Annotated in this window: 19 protein-coding genes and 1 pseudogene; all 20 read right to left on the minus strand. The window is 32.4% G+C overall.

Annotated elements, in window-relative coordinates; genetic code table 11:
• Positions 1 to 441 precede the first annotated feature (441 nt).
• The 20 genes and pseudogenes from IJE13_RS04530 to IJE13_RS04625 all read right to left on the minus strand — a co-directional run bounded on the left by IJE13_RS04530 (position 442) and on the right by IJE13_RS04625 (position 16,360).
• Positions 442 to 1,644: an NAD(P)/FAD-dependent oxidoreductase gene (locus IJE13_RS04530; protein ID WP_292777564.1), complete on the minus strand. Its 1,203-nt coding sequence runs from the start codon at positions 1,642 to 1,644 to the stop codon at positions 442 to 444.
• 201 nt (positions 1,645 to 1,845) lie between these two features.
• Entirely contained in the window at positions 1,846 to 2,385 is a 540-nt protein-coding gene (locus IJE13_RS04535) for a hypothetical protein (RefSeq protein ID WP_292777566.1), read from the minus strand.
• A 65-nt stretch (positions 2,386 to 2,450) separates the two neighbouring features.
• On the minus strand, positions 2,451 to 2,972 hold the full coding sequence (locus IJE13_RS04540; protein WP_292777568.1) for a hypothetical protein: 522 nt from the start codon (positions 2,970 to 2,972) through the stop codon (positions 2,451 to 2,453).
• Positions 2,973 to 3,280: 308 nt separating this feature from the next.
• Positions 3,281 to 4,750 carry a CDP-glycerol glycerophosphotransferase family protein gene (locus IJE13_RS04545; protein ID WP_292777570.1) on the minus strand — a complete coding sequence of 490 codons (1,470 nt, stop codon included), beginning with the start codon at positions 4,748 to 4,750 and terminating at the stop codon, positions 3,281 to 3,283.
• 395 nt (positions 4,751 to 5,145) lie between these two features.
• Positions 5,146 to 5,904: a 4Fe-4S binding protein gene (locus IJE13_RS04550; RefSeq protein ID WP_292777572.1), complete on the minus strand. Its 759-nt coding sequence runs from the start codon at positions 5,902 to 5,904 to the stop codon at positions 5,146 to 5,148.
• 107 nt (positions 5,905 to 6,011) lie between these two features.
• Positions 6,012 to 6,305: a DUF3194 domain-containing protein gene (locus IJE13_RS04555; protein ID WP_292777574.1), complete on the minus strand. Its 294-nt coding sequence runs from the start codon at positions 6,303 to 6,305 to the stop codon at positions 6,012 to 6,014.
• A 150-nt stretch (positions 6,306 to 6,455) separates the two neighbouring features.
• Positions 6,456 to 6,803, minus strand: a complete 348-nt coding sequence (locus IJE13_RS04560; RefSeq protein WP_292777576.1) for a prefoldin subunit beta — start codon at positions 6,801 to 6,803, stop codon at positions 6,456 to 6,458.
• Positions 6,804 to 6,938: 135 nt separating this feature from the next.
• Complete coding sequence (locus tag IJE13_RS04565) at positions 6,939 to 7,190, minus strand: KEOPS complex subunit Pcc1 (RefSeq protein WP_292777578.1); 252 nt, start codon at positions 7,188 to 7,190, stop codon at positions 6,939 to 6,941.
• A gap of 66 nt (positions 7,191 to 7,256) precedes the next feature.
• Positions 7,257 to 7,748: a ribonucleotide-diphosphate reductase subunit beta gene (locus tag IJE13_RS04570; protein WP_292777581.1), complete on the minus strand. Its 492-nt coding sequence runs from the start codon at positions 7,746 to 7,748 to the stop codon at positions 7,257 to 7,259.
• Positions 7,749 to 7,973: 225 nt separating this feature from the next.
• Entirely contained in the window at positions 7,974 to 8,105 is a 132-nt protein-coding gene (locus IJE13_RS04575) for a DNA-directed RNA polymerase subunit P (RefSeq protein ID WP_292777583.1), read from the minus strand.
• Complete coding sequence (gene rpl37A, locus IJE13_RS04580; RefSeq protein ID WP_292777586.1) at positions 8,106 to 8,375, minus strand: 50S ribosomal protein L37Ae; 270 nt, start codon at positions 8,373 to 8,375, stop codon at positions 8,106 to 8,108. It abuts the gene before it with no gap.
• 539 nt (positions 8,376 to 8,914) lie between these two features.
• The gene (rrp42, locus tag IJE13_RS04585) at positions 8,915 to 9,706 is read right to left on the minus strand and encodes an exosome complex protein Rrp42 (RefSeq protein WP_292777590.1); all 792 of its coding nucleotides are present in this window, start codon (positions 9,704 to 9,706) and stop codon (positions 8,915 to 8,917) included.
• Positions 9,707 to 9,718: 12 nt separating this feature from the next.
• Positions 9,719 to 10,429 (minus strand): exosome complex exonuclease Rrp41, encoded by a 711-nt coding sequence (gene rrp41 / locus IJE13_RS04590; RefSeq protein WP_292777593.1) that lies wholly within the window; start codon positions 10,427 to 10,429, stop codon positions 9,719 to 9,721.
• 711 nt (positions 10,430 to 11,140) lie between these two features.
• Positions 11,141 to 11,935, minus strand: a pseudogene (rrp4, locus tag IJE13_RS04595) (exosome complex RNA-binding protein Rrp4); the annotation flags it as partial.
• A 141-nt stretch (positions 11,936 to 12,076) separates the two neighbouring features.
• Positions 12,077 to 12,781, minus strand: a complete 705-nt coding sequence (locus tag IJE13_RS04600) for a ribosome assembly factor SBDS (RefSeq protein ID WP_292777595.1) — start codon at positions 12,779 to 12,781, stop codon at positions 12,077 to 12,079.
• 207 nt (positions 12,782 to 12,988) lie between these two features.
• Positions 12,989 to 13,114, minus strand: coding sequence for a hypothetical protein (locus IJE13_RS04605; RefSeq protein WP_292777597.1), 126 nt, complete (start codon positions 13,112 to 13,114; stop codon positions 12,989 to 12,991).
• Positions 13,089 to 13,982: an archaeal proteasome endopeptidase complex subunit alpha gene (psmA, locus tag IJE13_RS04610; RefSeq protein WP_292777600.1), complete on the minus strand. Its 894-nt coding sequence runs from the start codon at positions 13,980 to 13,982 to the stop codon at positions 13,089 to 13,091. The genes IJE13_RS04605 and psmA overlap by 26 nt, the downstream gene beginning before the upstream one ends.
• A gap of 517 nt (positions 13,983 to 14,499) precedes the next feature.
• Positions 14,500 to 14,880 carry an Rpp14/Pop5 family protein gene (locus IJE13_RS04615; protein ID WP_292777602.1) on the minus strand — a complete coding sequence of 127 codons (381 nt, stop codon included), beginning with the start codon at positions 14,878 to 14,880 and terminating at the stop codon, positions 14,500 to 14,502.
• Positions 14,877 to 15,794, minus strand: coding sequence for a ribonuclease P protein component 3 (gene rnp3, locus IJE13_RS04620; protein ID WP_292777604.1), 918 nt, complete (start codon positions 15,792 to 15,794; stop codon positions 14,877 to 14,879). The genes IJE13_RS04615 and rnp3 overlap by 4 nt, the downstream gene beginning before the upstream one ends.
• A gap of 125 nt (positions 15,795 to 15,919) precedes the next feature.
• Complete coding sequence (locus IJE13_RS04625; RefSeq protein ID WP_292777607.1) at positions 15,920 to 16,360, minus strand: RNA-binding protein; 441 nt, start codon at positions 16,358 to 16,360, stop codon at positions 15,920 to 15,922.
• Positions 16,361 to 16,462 lie beyond the last annotated feature (102 nt).

The following is a 16,462-nucleotide window of genomic DNA, read 5'->3' on the forward strand; positions in this document are numbered from 1 at the left end:
AACTAATATTCTTCTAAATCATAATTATTTTTGTTCATTTTACTTATTAAAACTAGATGTTAGAAGAAATATCAAATCAGAATTAGAAAAAGCATTTAAAAAAAATGAAAAAGGTCTAAAACATTATTAGAAATAGATAAAAACAAGATAAAAATTAAAAATGGGGGAGAAAAGAAAAGAGAATTCATCTCTTTTCTTATTCATATTGTGTTTAAAAATACTAGCTAAGATTAAAAATAAAGAGAATGAACCCTTAAACATAATTTATACTTTATAGTATATAAAGTTTACTTGAAAATTTATAAATTTTAATTGATTTTGATAAAAATTGACAAAAAATTATTCAATTTTTAAAAAATAATTAATAAAAAATAGTTCTGTTTTTAAAAAAATTAATTGAAAATTAGCATTCCTAAAAAAAAATATTAAAAAAAGAAAAAGTTATGATTGAAATACAATCTTAAACAGCTTTCCAAACTTCAAGGCAAGACGAGGGGATACCTTTAGGATTACCCTTAACACATCACTTAAAGTCATATTATTGTAATCAAGCCCTACAAAGGCATGGATGATTTGATTCAAGTCATTGTCACTCAATGAACGATATACATCTTTAGCAATGGCCAATTTAGGAATGGCCCCCTGAGTGTATTCATCAAATAAGACCTCATATTCTTTCAGTCTTCGAGCTGAATAATCCTTGGCTCTGACTGCTCTTGCAGCCACTTGACCTGCTGTCTTTCCTCCAAGCATTCCCAATATGATTCCTCCACCGGTTATCGGATCCACCTGACCTGCGGCATCTCCGCAAACCAATAGGTTATCATCAGAAATTTGCCCAATCAATCCACCAATAGGGTCTCCTCCAACATTAAGTTCAACGGCCTTTGCATTGCTTAAGGGAGGATAGGATGCAATGAATTCATTCAAGTATTCAATGGCTGGCCTTTCACTTGTTGAGGATATGGCAATTCCAACATTTGCTATGTCATCTCCCTTCGGGAATACCCAAGCATAGCCTCCATCAGCGAAAGCCCCTAAATGAAGCTCAATCAAGTCCATTCGCTCACAGTTGACTCCTACCATCTCATATTGGACACCGGACATCATATCCTTCGGCTTTGTGGTGGAATTGATGCCGAATGCCTTGGCTATGCGAGATTCAGGACCGTCTGCAGCAATCACTATGCGAGCCTTGATTTCAATGGTCTCCCCCATCTGTTCACAATCGACAATGCAAAAGGAACCTTCAGAGTCTTGATCTCTCATAATGGATTTTGCCAATGTCTTGACCATTATCTTGGCACCTGCCCTTGCTGCATCCATAGCCATATACTTGTCAAAGACCTTTCTTTCAATAATATATCCTTTTTCAGGCAAAATTGTCTCATCAAGAGTCAATCTTGTCTTATCAGGTGCGATGATGGTTCCTCCATTGATTCTTCGGACTGCCCACTGAGGGTCTGGCTCAATCTCAAGCCATTTAAGCCCATGGTCATAAATCCCTTCCGCACACCTTTTGGGAGTTCCTATTTCTGATTTTTTATCAATGAGTATTACACTTGCTCCTCCCAAGGCGGCATGCTTTGCAGCGGCAGACCCCGCAGGACCTGCACCAATCACTAAAACATCGGTTTCCATCATAATATCATCTTAAATTGAATGAATATTTTACTTGAATTCTTCGTTTTAAAAAGTTAAAATCATATAATAATTAAGAGAATTTAATATTTAAATCTTTAGAAATGAATTTTAATAAAAAAAGAAAATAAAATTGAAAAGATTCTAAAAAAATAGTAAAAATAAAAAACAAGGGTTTAATTAGTTTTTAAACCCTAATAAACATTATTTGATTATTATATCATATAAGAAATCTTTTTCAGTTGCTTTGACAACTACCAATTTTCTATCTTTAGCATAGGAAAATGTATAATATGAAGGGAATTCAACATATATCGGATTACCATCATTATTACCTTCAGAAACATTTCCGGGAGTGTAATTTAAATACCCCTCAATGCCATTAATGGTTTCACTATCTCCACCAAGTTCACGAACGGTATCATCAGTTGCTTCATAGTTAGGACTTTCAGAAACAGTTATATAAATTTCTTCACTTTCGTTATAATACTTTTTGAAGGTTGAGATATAATCCACATCACCAATTGTTTTGTTAAACTGATCGTCAAGTTGCAATTTAAAATTCTTAGGAATATTGAAGTCTATGCCTCCAACATTTATTGTTTCCCAATTTGGATCTTGACTGCTGTCGCCACCCTGTGAATCATCCCCGAAAAGACTTCCTAAATCAAATGCATAGACTCCTCCTATGCTGACAATAGCTAAAATCATCACAACAAATAGAGAAAATGCTTTTTTATTCATATCCACATCCCATTTATAAGTAATATATTAGTTGATTTAGAAGTTTGTAGCTTTTATAGAAAATCTTATTCTATAATCACATCTGAAATATAATCCTTATCAGTTGTTGTGATAACCACCAATTTTCCATCCTTAGCATAGGAAAATGTATAATAAGATGGGAATGTAATAGTATATAAAGTGTTTCCGCTTCTAAATTTGCTTACGCTTTTTGGATGGAAATCCAAATATCCGTCAACACCATTAATGGTTTCACTATCTCCACCAACACCACTTGCGGTATCATCAGTTGCTTCATGGTCTTCATTTTCACAAACGCTTATGGAAATTGTGTCATTACCATCACCATAATTCTTTATGGTTGAGAAATATGGTATGCCATCAACTGTCTGATTATATTGTTTTGTGTTATTGTTTATTAATTCTTCAAAATCCTTTGGAATTTTAAAATCAAATCCATCAATGGTTACTTTTTCATAATCTGGATCTAGACTATCGCTTAAATCTTGTGGGTCGCCACTTAGGAGACCTCCAAGATCCAAAGCATAGACACCACCTATGCTGACAATAGCTAAAATCACTACCATAAATATAGCAAATAGTTTTTTATTCATTTTTATCAACCTTAATTTATTCATTAATAATATTTTTAGAATTTATTGTATAATAAATTTATTTATTTTTTAATAATTTGTTTAAAAATTATGAAAACAGTTATCAAATTGAACTTAATTTATAATTTAAATTGATTCTGAATAAAATAATAATCTAAAAAGATTCAAAAATAAGAATAAAAAAATAAAGGAAATAAAAATAAAAATAGAAAAAATAGATGAAAATAAAAATAAAAAGTAAAAAATGGGGAATTCCCATTTAAAAAAAGATTATTTGAAAATTAAATAATACCATCCTTCTTCATCCATTCAACAACCCTTTCACAGTTTCTACCGTCATTGAATTCATTAAGGGTCATGTAATTATCAATCCATTCTTGTTTTTGAGGTTCATAATAAGCTTTTTTAATAGCTTCTGTAAGTTCCTCCTGATTATAGCAAACATAACCAAAGGCCTCATCCTCTGTAAGCTTAATGCATGTGCCCTTACCGTATTTTTTCATGCAGGATTCTTTTTCACTCCAGTTGAATATCACATTGCTTCCCCTATAGAAAGCATCGAATGAAACACTTGAATAATCGGTTATGAGAAGTCTGGCATCCCTTAATATCTTATCATATGGCTCTCCATATTCAAACTCACTTCTTTTATTAAGGACATCATTAAACAATGGATGAATGAGAATGATTATTTTATCCTCCAACACTTCAGGAACTGCATCTACAATACTCTGTAAAAACTTGAAATATGTGGTGTTTTCCAGACTTTCCATTGCATCATTAATTTCCCAAGGCCTCCATGTTGGCATGATAACAATCTTATCTGCATCTTCATTGCCGATAGCCTTATCCAATTTAGGCATTCCAGTAATATATATTTCATCTTCATCATATAGTCCCTCTTCCATAAAATGCTGTGCTTCCTTTTTGGAAGAAGAGATATGAACCTGTCTATAAAATGGGGCTTTATTAACTTTTCTCCCATTGCTACGGAAAGGGGAATTAAAGTTCAACATATAATTTATCCCATGTTGCAAATAAATATGTGTTGTTTTGCGATACCCTTTTCTGCAATGTTTCCAAAGCATAAAAGATTGGGAATCCAAATCAACAGCACGAACAATCTGTTCGCTTGAAACAAAAGTATCTGAGAGGAAATAATATAAGTAATGTCTAAATGTGAACATTTCAATAATGTTAGCAAGATATTTCTCATCTAAATCCTTAGGAAGAAAATCAGGATTTGCAATTAAAAAAGCATTTTCATATCCATGATCAATCAAATATTCAAATAGGATTGAAGCACCTTCCTCATATCTTCCAAATTTTTCATACATGAAAAGAAGATTTTTTCTTGTGAACAATCCCATAAATTTAGAGAGAATGAATGCACAGATTATTTGCAAACGGGATTTGACATTATCTGTTCCAGTTCTTTCACGAACTGTAAACATCAGTTTCCCATTGATTGATTCCCTGAAATAAGCAACCCTGTCATTCTCATTATCAAATAGTCTGCAGGATGTTCTGCGCCTATAAGAAATGCTTCTTCCATTGAAGAGAATGGAATTATCATTTTCCCCATGCAAAACTACAAGGTTATGTTTGGAATAATCACTTAATTCAGAACGGTCAATTCTAAGTCTGAAAAAACCAAAATGTCTTTTTTGAGGTTTTTTTATATCTTGAAACGGTGCAATTATCCTATATCCATGAGTCTTATCACCTATTTTTAATTTGAATTTAGACAAATCGACGGGATTTTTAAATCGGGTAGTGATAAATGATGTAAGGATAATTTGATCTTTATTTCTACTCAATATATAAAAAGGAAACCAAAGTGCAATGCAAAAGCTTCTTTGTTTGGTTTTTTTAAATCTATCAGCATAAAATTTCATTAAATGCCCCAATAACTTTTATATTTTGATATTATCAATAAAATATATGAATATTTTCCTTAAAAAAAGTATGTATTATATTTTTCTAAACTAAAAAAAAGATGTGGAAAATTTAAAAGAATTAAAGAAAATTGAATATATGAATAAAAAAGGAAGAGAATTTAAATAATAAATAAAAAAGGAAGAGAATTTAAATAATAAATAAAAAAGGAAGAGAATTTAAATAATAAATAAAAAAGGAAGAGAATTTAATAATAAAATTCAGGCTCTTTCCTTTCTGCATTTGCACTTTCAAATGCAGGTTTTTTAGCTTCAAATGCCTCTCCAGTAAATCCTCTTGCATTTTCCGGACAAATATTAATGCATGATGTGCATCTGGAACATAAATCAAGGTCTACATCTGCAGGATCATCATCTGGAATAGCCCTTTCCGGACAGACTGAAACGCATTCAAGACAGAATACACATTTGCTATCATCACATGAAACAACAAAAGGAAGTTGCTTATAGTCCACATACGGCCTATTTCCTGGAACTTCAGCTTCTATAGAACTTCCATTCTCTATCCTTTCAATTGCATTTTGAGAAAATTCATTAATCTTCTCAATATCCGCCTCATCAGGCCTTCCAACTGCAACACCATCAAATATTGAATGATGGCTTATGGTGGATGCCGCTGCGACAACATCAAAATTGCTTTCCTTCAATAAATCAACAAGTTCAATCAATGCATCTGTAACATGAGCATTCCCATAATTTACAACAGCTATTGCCTTTGTATCATCCCCTGTTAATTTGGATAACCTATCTCTGGCTGTTTTTGGAATTCTTCCGGCAAAAACAGGCATTCCAACAATGACAATATCCTCTCTAGAAAATTCCTTCTCACCATTGAAATACAATAAATCACAAATGACTGTTTCCCCTTCAAAATTATTGGCTATCTGATTGACAACCTTTTTGGTAGTTCCTGATGGACTGAAAAATATAGTGGTAACTTTGCTCATTCTTTTCACCCTAATTTTTTGACATTTTAAAAAAGTTAGAAATACTATTAAAAACTATAAAAAATTATAAATATATGAATAAATTTTTAAAAAAAATAATGCTCCCTTTATCTGTAATTCTCGTTAATGTATTCGTCAAGTTCTAAGTAAGACTCATCGATTACTTCATTGATTCTTTCATTTGATAAGTTTGATAGTTCATCTGTATCAATATCAACATCGATATCTACATCAAGTCCCCCATTTTCATCAGGATAGGTCATTTTGATGTTTATATCCATTGCCAATATTTCCTTTTGAGACTTTACTGATGATGATATTTTCTTCTCAACAATATTGGATAAAAAATTTGAAATGTCTTCAAGATCATCATCTGATAACTTTTTAAGTTTTGCTTCCATACTAACACCATAGAAAATTTATTTTATTGAACTTAAAAAAACTGTTTTTATTAACTTGAATAAAAGCCAAATAGAAAAATAATTTTATACAATACGAATTAAAAAATGAAAAATAAAAAAAAGAAAATAGATAGAATTTAATTGATCTATTTATCCTTGTAATCCACCCATAGCCTGTTGGATGGTTGCTTGCATTTCCTCAAGCTTTTTCATGACTCTTTCTTCCTGACGGGTCATGGTTTGCTGTCTTAACTTAAGGGTTTCGACCTTGTCTTCAAGCTCTTCCAAGGTTTCATTGCGTTCAACTTTGATTAATAAGTTTCCTGCAGACTTGAACACTTCAGCATCTTCAGGAGTCTTTTTAAGTTCCGCAAGAGCGGTTTCGGTTTCCCTTAATTGAATGTCAACGTTTTGCTTTTGAATGGTTACAGCTTGAGCCTGTTGTTGTAATTGTTGGAATTGGTTTAATTGATGTTGTATATTTTGTGGAATTTCCATATTTTCACCTTCAATCTTTTTTATAATAATATTAGTTTAATTTTTAATTATTCAATTTAATTAGCTAATAAATCATTATACTATAATATATTATTAGTTAAATATTTAAAACTATTGATTGGAATGATCAAAAAATTAATTTTCAGTCAATTCATTTATCTCAACGGATAATTTAATCCATTTGATGGCTGAATTGATGGATGCTCTGAAAGATGTGGCATCCTCTGCATCTATTGTGATTATGATAGAATTCTTATCTAATTTCAAATCCATGGAAGACCTGTAATCAGGAGAAGTCTCAAATTCAAGCAATATGGAATCGTAAACGATCTTGGCTTGCTTTTCTGTGTCAAAATCAATGACAATCTCACTATTGATTGATTTCAATACGTCACTTTCACTAATAAGAATCTCCCCTATAATATGATAAAATAATCTATAAAATAACAAATTCTAATTTTCAACTATTTTCTTAACGTTTATCTGGAAATCTATCTGTTCACCTTTCTTGTTTACAAAATAGATTATTGCAAAATTCCTGTCATCATCATAGTCCGCATAGGATATCCTTATGTAATTGGAGTCTTGTGGTTCTGTAGTGACTTCAATCCCTAAGACTTCCGCTAGAATGTCCAATTCCCTAACGCTTGATCTTATTTTCAAATCCTTAGGGCTGATGTGAAGACGTTCATTGGTAGTGTTTACAGAAACAAGCAAAGCCAATTTTTCATTTGCATCAAGGTCATAGAAAGTCAATTTGCTTGGATTTCCCTTGATCTGATAAACTAGAACAATGCTGTCATGGCCTAACTGCTTGGCCTTGATGAGCAGATCCCTTAAGCTGCTTTTTCCCCTATTGGTATAGTCAAAGCCGAAGGCATGTGAAAAGTTCTTGCAGAATGTTCTTGTTTTTTGGGATGGTTTTCTTGATGTGGAAATAAGCATGATAATCCTCTTTTATATTATTTGGATAAGAATTAGAAGTATATGCATAAAATTAGTGAAAAGTATAAAAAGACTAATTTCAATATTGAATATTAAAATTAGAAATAGCTGAAATAACTAAATAGCTAATAAAAATAGAAAATGAAAGCAGCGATTGGCTGCAATGAGCTAAATAGTTATTAAAGATAATTAAAGAATAATTATAAATAAAAAATTATTTAATAACTATCTTGCCTTTACGAGTTTTCTGACTTCTGGAACCTTTTTGAATAAAATCCTATATCTGCATTTAGGACATTTATTCTCCATGTAACCTTTGTGGTCAACTTCAGTTCCACATTCAGGACATCTGTACAATTAGTTTCCTCCAACTATTCTTTTGATGTTACGGGTTGCAGCTTTTCCCATTGGAGTTTCAGGTACGTATGCTCCACCGGTAAAGACAGTACCGCATTTCTTGCATTCCCAAATTCCAGCGCTTACTCTTTTTACGTAAGGTCTGTCACATTTAGGGCAAACATGTTTCTTTTTCATGTTTTCTTCAATCTTCTTAACTTGTCTTTTTGCTTTTCTTCCGTATCTGGCACCAAATCTGCCAGTGATACCTACTTTTTTTGTTCTTGCCATTTAAAATATCTCCAGTAAAATTGAATTAATTAAATAAGTAATCAGGCTTCAACACCTACAAAGCCTAATCTAAAATATTATTTAATCCATCATCGATAAACAATAAATATGATAATTGATAAGACATACTCTTGTCTTAATTTATAAGATTAAATAAAAAAATCCGCTTTACTAATTATAAAACTGATAATAATTAAAATAAAGAGAATATTTGCTAAATTTAAAGCCATTACAGCAATTAGACTATAAGTTTAACAATATAATAATATAATATAGTATTTAAAAGTATATAAAGTTAATGGTTTTTAGTATTCTAATTCAAGAAAAATAGCTCATTTTTATATCGGATTTGAATAAAACATAAAATTTGCAATTTAAATATCAAATTAAAGTATTTTTTACAATGAATATTCATTAGGAATTTCTAAAAATTAAATTAAGAAAAATTAAATTATAAAAAACTAAAAAATTATAAAAAATAATTAAAATTAGTCAAGAATAATGAATTTCATTAACTTGACTATACTAATCTAATAGATCTATTCTAAATGACTTAACAAATCGTCTTTAGTGGTAAATGCCATATGAACGGCATCAAGGATTTCATCTCTGGTCAAAGGCACTTCTCCACCTTTTTGCATGGAACAGACATGGTTTCCTTCATCGGTCACACCAATGGTTATTCTTGCTTCCAAGATCTCTTCCTCTTCTAAGGATGGGTCTAAGATCAAGCCATCACCAATCTTTACAAAGGTTGATAAAGCCAATTTATCTCTTATAGGCAAGTCCATGGTTTCATCTTCAGACAATACCACTTCATCATCAATGTATTCTGCAACCGGCAATTTGGTGTTCATTAAAGCTGCCATTACAGCAAGGTTAGATGCATCAAAGAGATTTCCATCGTAATCGATTACATGTAAGTCAATGAAAAGCATCCATACTTTTTTGCCTTCTTCAATGCAAAGCTTTTCCAAGTCAACCAATTCGCTTTCACGGATTCCGCGGTCTACAACACGTGCAAGTTCAATGGATTCAGGGCTAGGTGGACCTGGTTCGAATCCAGGAGCAGCCATTGGCAAGAGCTCACAATTGGTCATCAATACACCTAAATTAGGAGTGTCTGCAAATGGTTCACCAATTGTTGGTTTTACACCTACAATGACTTGAGTGTCACCTAATTTAACTCTTGCAGAACCTTCTGCCTTATCAATCACATTAGGTTCAATGAAAATATCCCTTCTTTCATCAAAAGCTCTACCATCAGCTCTTTTACCATCATTTATAAGTCTTGTAATACTTCTTCTAGTAATTTCTGGTATAATATCCATATTTTCACCAACCTATTCAGAGCTATACCTAGCTTTTAAAGCTTCATGTTGGAGTTCGCTAATCTTTCTGCATCCTTCCATAGCCAAATCCAAAGCTTCTTCAAATTCCTCTTCAGTCAAGTTACCGTCTGCTTGGAGCAAGGTGATCTCACCGGTTCTTGGCATGATTGCAATAGGGACATCAGCTTGTCCTTCCTTATCCTCTTTTTCAGATAAGTCCAATACGATTTGGTCATTTACCTTACCTGCAGCACAGCCCACTACAATATCCTTCATTGGAATTCCCGCATCAGCCAATGCAACAGCAGCTGCAGTGATTCCAGCGCAACGGGTTCCACCTTCAGCTTCAATAACTTCAATTGATACATCAACCATGGATCTTGGGAATGATTCCAACATCAATGCAGGTCTTAGTGCATCAGCAGCTATTTTGGAAATTTCAGTTGATCTTCTATCTGGACCAGGTCTTTTACGGTCATCTACTGAAAATGGAGCCATATTGTATCTTACTCTAATTACACCAGTGTTAGGTTTTAATAAACGTCTAATATAGGATTCTCTTGGGCCGTAAACAGATGCTAAAATCTTATTTCCACCAACTTCCAAGTAAGCGGAACCATCTGCCCTTTTCAAGACTCCAGCTTCAATCTTAATTGGACGGAGCTCATCATAAGCTCTTCCATCAGCTCTTAATTCTTTGTCATTTGAGATAATAAAAAACACCTCTTCAAAATCACATTCATAATAACAATAATTTTAATTTTTTAATTCAACAGCTTAAATACCTCTTCCTTGTGAAATGTTTAAAGTAGGAGATTTAGAATTATCTGCACGACTTAAATCAAAAGAAGATTTATTATTCTTTTTTTGTTCATTGATAAATTCATAAGTATCAATAAAGTTAGGTTTTTTGGATTTTTCTTCTTTTGAATCATCTTCAGAATCTTCTTTGGAGACATCTTCTTCAACTTCCTCTTCAGGAGCTTCTTCAGAATCTTCTTCCTCTACAGATTCATCAACAATTTCCTCTTCAGAATCCTCTAAATCTGCAACATCTTCAGAAGTTTCTTCAACAGTTTCCTCTTCAGAATCCTCATCCTCTAAATCTTCTTCATCTTCAGGAGCTTCTTCAGAATCTTCTTCCTCTACAGATTCATCAACAATTTCATCTTCTTCTTCAGAAATGGCATCAGAGATTACATCTTCCAATTCTTCATCGGAGATATCGTCTTCAAAGTCTTCAATTTCATCTTCAGAATCTTCCAATTCATCATCTTCTTCAGAATCCTCATCTTCTAAATCATCTTCATCGATATCTTCGTAATCTTCAGATTCGTCATTGAAGTCTTCCACATCATCTTCATCGAATTCATCATCTTCGGAATCGTCTAATTCTTCTTCCTCATCGAAATCTTCGAATCCTTCTTCAGCCAATTCCTTTTCAACCTCATCTCTGAAATCTTGAAGTTCAGGTTTTTTCAAGCCTTCCTCGAATGAATCCTCTTCAAAGTCATCCGCTTCTTCAACTTCTTCAACAACTTCCTCTTCTGGAGGCAATTCGCCATCGATAAGTAGACAAAGCTTGTTTTTAATTCTATCGGTTAAACCGGAAGTATGAGCTTCCCTTTCGATTAACTTGATAATGTTTTTAACGATTTGTTCCATGTCTTCATTACCTTTTACCCAAACAAGACCATTCTGACCGACTACAATCTTACAGCCAGTCTTATCCTTGATCATGTTGATCATGGAACCTTTCTTACCGATTAAACGAGGGACTTTGGTAGGAGCGATGTCTACAATGACTCCACCTTTGAACTTGCCCATTCCACGGCCTTTCAATCCTAATTTAACCTTTTTAACTTCATCGACATCGACGATTCTTAAGAAAAGAACATCCCCGATATCAAATACTCTACTTAATTCCTTTTTCTCTCTTCCGAAAACTTCAGATGCAGGCAATATACCGGAGTATGGTGAGTTTATGTCAACTCCCCACATTGAAAATCTGACATCATCGATTTTACCGATAACCACATCTCCTTTTTTAGGAAGATATTTACTTTTTAAAGGAATTACACTAATTTTCTTATTTCTTAAGGAAACCAATCCCAAGAGTTTGGAACAAATCTTTCCATCATCTTCGAAGGTTCCTCTTCCCGGATAATAATCATCCTCTGCTAATAATTCTCCAGGAACAACTAAATCTTTTTCATTCACATATATCATATATATACTTCCCATAAGAGTATATTAAATTCAACTACACACCTAAATTAAAGCACCTATAAATTAATCCAATTAGTCTCTTATTCTCTAATCAAATTAAGATCCACAGGCCTTCATTTGCCAATGAATCATTTTATAGAATTATTTTATTAATTTAGTTTCAGCTTCTCCTCCTGAGATAGAAGCCATTTTATGATTAAAATTATCTTGAAGACCACCCGGCATTTCCACAATTCCAATCCAAGATCCGTCTTGCTGCCATTCTTCATTTATAATCTGTCCGAATGGGCGAATTGCAGAATAAGCATTTCCTGCTGCTGTGCTTGGCAATCTAACAGCCATTTTAACTTTTTCAAATTTAATTGGGATTAAAACTTTAATTGCTTTTAAAGTTATTTGAACCTGTTCATCAACTGATTTGAACGCATCAACCTTGACTTTAGCCTCATTCATGGCATTTTCAATTCTTTGAGCAGGATGTGGAAGGCCGTTTTGAGGATTAATGCCTTCTCTGGCAATTTTTGCAATGACCTGTCTTCTCTTGTCCTCTTGCATTTGCCTTCTTTGCTCAGCAGTCAATTGAATATTTCCTTTTTTAAGAATTTGGCTAGCCACTTCCAAGACATCTGTAGTTTCAAATACCTTATTCATGGATTCGTCAGAAGCCTTATCTCCCTTTTTGGAATCCTTGAATATCTCTTCAACAGCTAGAATGTCTTCAATATCAATTTCCTTTTCATTGTCTGGATTTCTAAAGTCTGCAGCTAAATCAGGATCAACTAAAATTTCAAATTTTTCTCCAAAAGATTCTAATCTTGCAATAATAGCATCATCTATATTTACCATGCTTACTCACCAAAAACCAATTAATTTGACATTTAATGCATTTTAAAAAACAAAAAATGCAAAACAAACTTGTATACATTAATAAAAATGTAAGAATGAAATAGAGTTCATTTGAACTCTAAAATTAAAAAATATGATTCAAGAAGAATTTGAATGAATAAGAATCATCATTCATTAAGATTTAAAGAATTATAATAATTAAATCCATTAAATCAGATTCACAATTCTTCTCAAATGCTTATGATCTTTCAAGAATTTGTCTGTAAGAATCAACTTTACTCCAAACTTTGCAGTTTTTCTAACAGTCTCATTCTTCAGAACTTTCTTCACCATCACTCTCTTCAGTACCATTTTCATCTGCTTCTTCTTCAGAAGACTCTTCAGAAGCTTCGGATTCGTCGGTTTCCTCTTCAGGTTCCTCTTCGACTTTTTCCTCTTCCTCTTCAGGTTCCTCTTCCTCTTCTTCAGCGTTTCTCTCAAGAAGAGCTTCGACATACTCGGACACTTCATCATCAGACAATTTTCTGTAGCTTTGAGTGTCCACCTCAATGACAGCTATTTCAACGCTTTGTGCAGTGGTTCTGCCTTCGGTAGCTTCGTAAAGTGCATCCAAGCCTAAGCTGATTGCATCTTCCAAGCTTATATCATCTTCATATCTTTCTTCAAAGACATCCATAGCTGCCTGTACACCAGATCCAATAGCAGTTGCCTTGTATTCAATCAAAGCTCCACTTGGGTCTGTTTCGAACAATTTGACTTCTTCACCATTCACTCCACCAATGATGAGCGCTGAACCGAAAGGCCTTACACCACCATTTTGAGTGTACATTTGTTTCATGTCACAGATCTTTTTAGCTAAACCTCCAACAAGAATAGGTTCATTATAGGTTATTCTGTTAATTTGAGATTCGATACGTGCTCTTTCTATCAATGCCCTTGCATCAGCGACAAGACCGGAGGTAGCAGCACCGATGTGATTGTCGATTTGGAATATCTTTTCAATGGATTTTGCTTCAACCAATCTGCTGACGGTTCTTTTGTCTACAATGAGAACTACACCTTCCTTGGATTTAAGACCTAAGGAAGTGGTTCCTCTTTTTACAGCTTCTCTTGCATATTCTACTTGGAAAAGTCTTCCATCTGGGCTAAATACAGTAATTGCTCTGTCATAGCCAGCGTTTTGTTGTTGTAAAGGTTGCATTTAATATCACCTATCTTTAAAATTTCATTCAACATTTATAAATTTCATAAACAAATTACTTAATAAACTACATATTTATTTTAAAATCAATCAAATTCATCCAGTATATGCAACAATAATTAAGCTTTTAATCAAATGATAAATAAAATAAATCCTTGGAATTTTAGATTATGTATTATTTATGCATCATTCAACTTATTTCATCTTCTTTCTTATTTCGAAATTGCAGTCATAAAAAGAAAACTAAAATTTTAACTGCAAATTCCTTTTAAACAAATTTAAATTAATCTTAAAAAATAAACCAAACATTCTGTTATTTGGTAATATGTATTTTATTGATATTTCTGTCAATAATATATTATAATAAAGTTATTTATAAATGTTTTTAAATTATTTTATATAAAAACTAATAAGAAAAGTGAAAATGAGATTGAAAAAATAGATAATTAAGATTATGAAAAATAGAAAAATAAAAAAAGCAAGTTCATGATTTTAAAAAAAAAAGAAATTGAGCACATTATTTCTCTTCAATGAACTTTGAAATTCCTGATTTGATTGTTCCTGAAACTCCAATCGTATTGATGGCTATTCTTTTCTTATTCTGTCTTGTTAAAGTGGAAAGTGCAACACGGACATCATTTTCATAAGATCTTCCACATCTCAATACGGTCTTGTAATTGAAGATAGGTTCATCATTTTGAGTGCTTTCTTCAATAAGATAGTGTCTCATGATCCATAAGTCAAAGTTGCTTGAATGGTTCTCTCCCCAATATCTGATGCATGCATCCCAGCATATAGGAAGCATCTCCTCCAGGGACAATTCCACTTCTGACTTGATGTCAAGAATAAGGTAATGATGATTCTTTCTAAGTGTTGGAGGAAGTACCTTCAGTTTCATAATTCATCCTCCTCTATATCAAATTCAGCATTTTCATACTCAGCTTCATCTATAAATTCATCATCAAACTCATTATCAATTACATCAACAAATTCCTCATCTAAAGGCTTGAATTCTTCCAAATCGCTTTCCAGATTATCATAAGTATCTGTAAAATCATCACTGCTTATGACCTTTACGCCTTTGATTATCATGTCCTTCCTTTCCTTATTGAAATCAATGATTTGTTTAGGATAGTAATAAAATCCATTGTAAATCTCTTCATCAGTGAATCCAATTGATCTGAAGAATGCCACAATGTCCCTTGTAGAGCGAATATCATAAATTGATTTGGAATCGGTTGTAAGGATCAATGGGAAATTGAACTTGCGATGGAACATCAATATTTCCTTGAAACTGGCTATGACATTGGCTCTGTATCTGCGATGATTGTTCAAGATGTCTCTAAAGCACAATTCAATAGCCACATTGTTTTTAACGGCTTCCTTTGCCAATACATGATTCATACCGGAATCTCTTCTCTTATAATAAGGTCTTGATAAGACATCGATTCTATGGTTTTCACAGACACTGCGATTGATTTTTAAGTCTCCACCTAAACAGCTGATGTAATTAGATTTATTGCGATATTTATTGATTATCTTTCTGATTTCATTGGAATTGGCATTCAATATATTGATTCCCATAGAAATTTCTGCATGTTCAAAATTAGTCTTTTTGTTTCTATAGGTTTGATTGAAGTCCATCTTTGATAATTCATCAGATAATTCGTCTTTATACTGAATAGCATTGTCAAAATTATCAGGAGAATAGTTTAAATTAAGATAATCCCAACCGAATTTATTGGCTTCGTTAACTAAAGCCAAATCATTTTCAAAATCCTGTCCTCTTAGATTCAAGTCATAAAATTTCATTTGATTACCTTAATTAATTTTTTTAAAAAAGACAAATAATTGATTATGAATCAATTGATTATATAATTATTTATTAAAAGTATTTTAAATAGTTTTAATATATAAAACTAAAAAGATTTAATATTTTAAGCATTCCTGATTTCATCAGGGAAAATTTCTGAAATCTTATTTATAGCAACTTCCTTCTTGGCAGGATATGCAGCTATTTTAATCTTTAAATGAATGCTGTCTCCTCCATCAAGAATCTCCCACTCTTCTTCCGCAGCCTTTTCCTTGGATAATCTCAAGAACAAATTTCCCTTTTCATCCATCTTCCTATCCAAATCATTGTATAATTTAACCAATTGATCTTCTCCAATGGATTCAATAAGGCTGTCCAGGAAATCTTTGGTTTCCCTTTTTTTAGAAATGGTTCCAGTTAAAATAAGCATCTTTTCCTCTAGAAGTCCCTCTGCCTCTTCCACTTCAGGCTCTGCAGTGGGAAGGATATTCAAAAGAGCTTCCAAAATCTCATCCCTGTCCTCATTTTCATAGATGAAGACACGATATCTAATATTGTGAATCATGATTTAACCTTAATCTTTATAAAAAATAATTGTAAATAGCTATTAAAATTAGTAAAAAAAGAATAGTTTAATGTTAAAATAAGTTTAAAAAAATAAAAAATA

The organism is Methanobrevibacter sp., from assembly GCF_017410345.1.
Lineage (GTDB): Archaea > Methanobacteriota > Methanobacteria > Methanobacteriales > Methanobacteriaceae > Methanobrevibacter.

Bases quoted from the DNA above. Each gene is read 5' to 3' on its own strand.
- IJE13_RS04530 (WP_292777564.1), bottom strand. From the start codon at position 1,644: ATGATGGAAACCGATGTTTTAGTGATTGGTGCAGGTCCTGCGGGGTCT.
- IJE13_RS04535 (WP_292777566.1), bottom strand. From the start codon at position 2,385: ATGAATAAAAAAGCATTTTCTCTATTTGTTGTGATGATTTTAGCTATT.
- IJE13_RS04540 (WP_292777568.1), bottom strand. From the start codon at position 2,972: ATGGTAGTGATTTTAGCTATTGTCAGCATAGGTGGTGTCTATGCTTTG.
- IJE13_RS04550 (WP_292777572.1), bottom strand. From the start codon at position 5,904: ATGAGCAAAGTTACCACTATATTTTTCAGTCCATCAGGAACTACCAAA.
- IJE13_RS04555 (WP_292777574.1), bottom strand. From the start codon at position 6,305: ATGGAAGCAAAACTTAAAAAGTTATCAGATGATGATCTTGAAGACATT.
- IJE13_RS04560 (WP_292777576.1), bottom strand. From the start codon at position 6,803: ATGGAAATTCCACAAAATATACAACATCAATTAAACCAATTCCAACAA.
- IJE13_RS04570 (WP_292777581.1), bottom strand. From the start codon at position 7,748: ATGCTTATTTCCACATCAAGAAAACCATCCCAAAAAACAAGAACATTC.
- rpl37A (WP_292777586.1), bottom strand. From the start codon at position 8,375: ATGGCAAGAACAAAAAAAGTAGGTATCACTGGCAGATTTGGTGCCAGA.
- rrp42 (WP_292777590.1), bottom strand. From the start codon at position 9,706: ATGGATATTATACCAGAAATTACTAGAAGAAGTATTACAAGACTTATA.
- IJE13_RS04600 (WP_292777595.1), bottom strand. From the start codon at position 12,781: ATGGTAAATATAGATGATGCTATTATTGCAAGATTAGAATCTTTTGGA.
- IJE13_RS04605 (WP_292777597.1), bottom strand. From the start codon at position 13,114: ATGGTGAAGAAAGTTCTGAAGAATGAGACTGTTAGAAAAACTGCAAAG.
- psmA (WP_292777600.1), bottom strand. From the start codon at position 13,982: ATGCAACCTTTACAACAACAAAACGCTGGCTATGACAGAGCAATTACT.
- IJE13_RS04615 (WP_292777602.1), bottom strand. From the start codon at position 14,880: ATGAAACTGAAGGTACTTCCTCCAACACTTAGAAAGAATCATCATTAC.
- rnp3 (WP_292777604.1), bottom strand. From the start codon at position 15,794: ATGAAATTTTATGACTTGAATCTAAGAGGACAGGATTTTGAAAATGAT.
- IJE13_RS04625 (WP_292777607.1), bottom strand. From the start codon at position 16,360: ATGATTCACAATATTAGATATCGTGTCTTCATCTATGAAAATGAGGAC.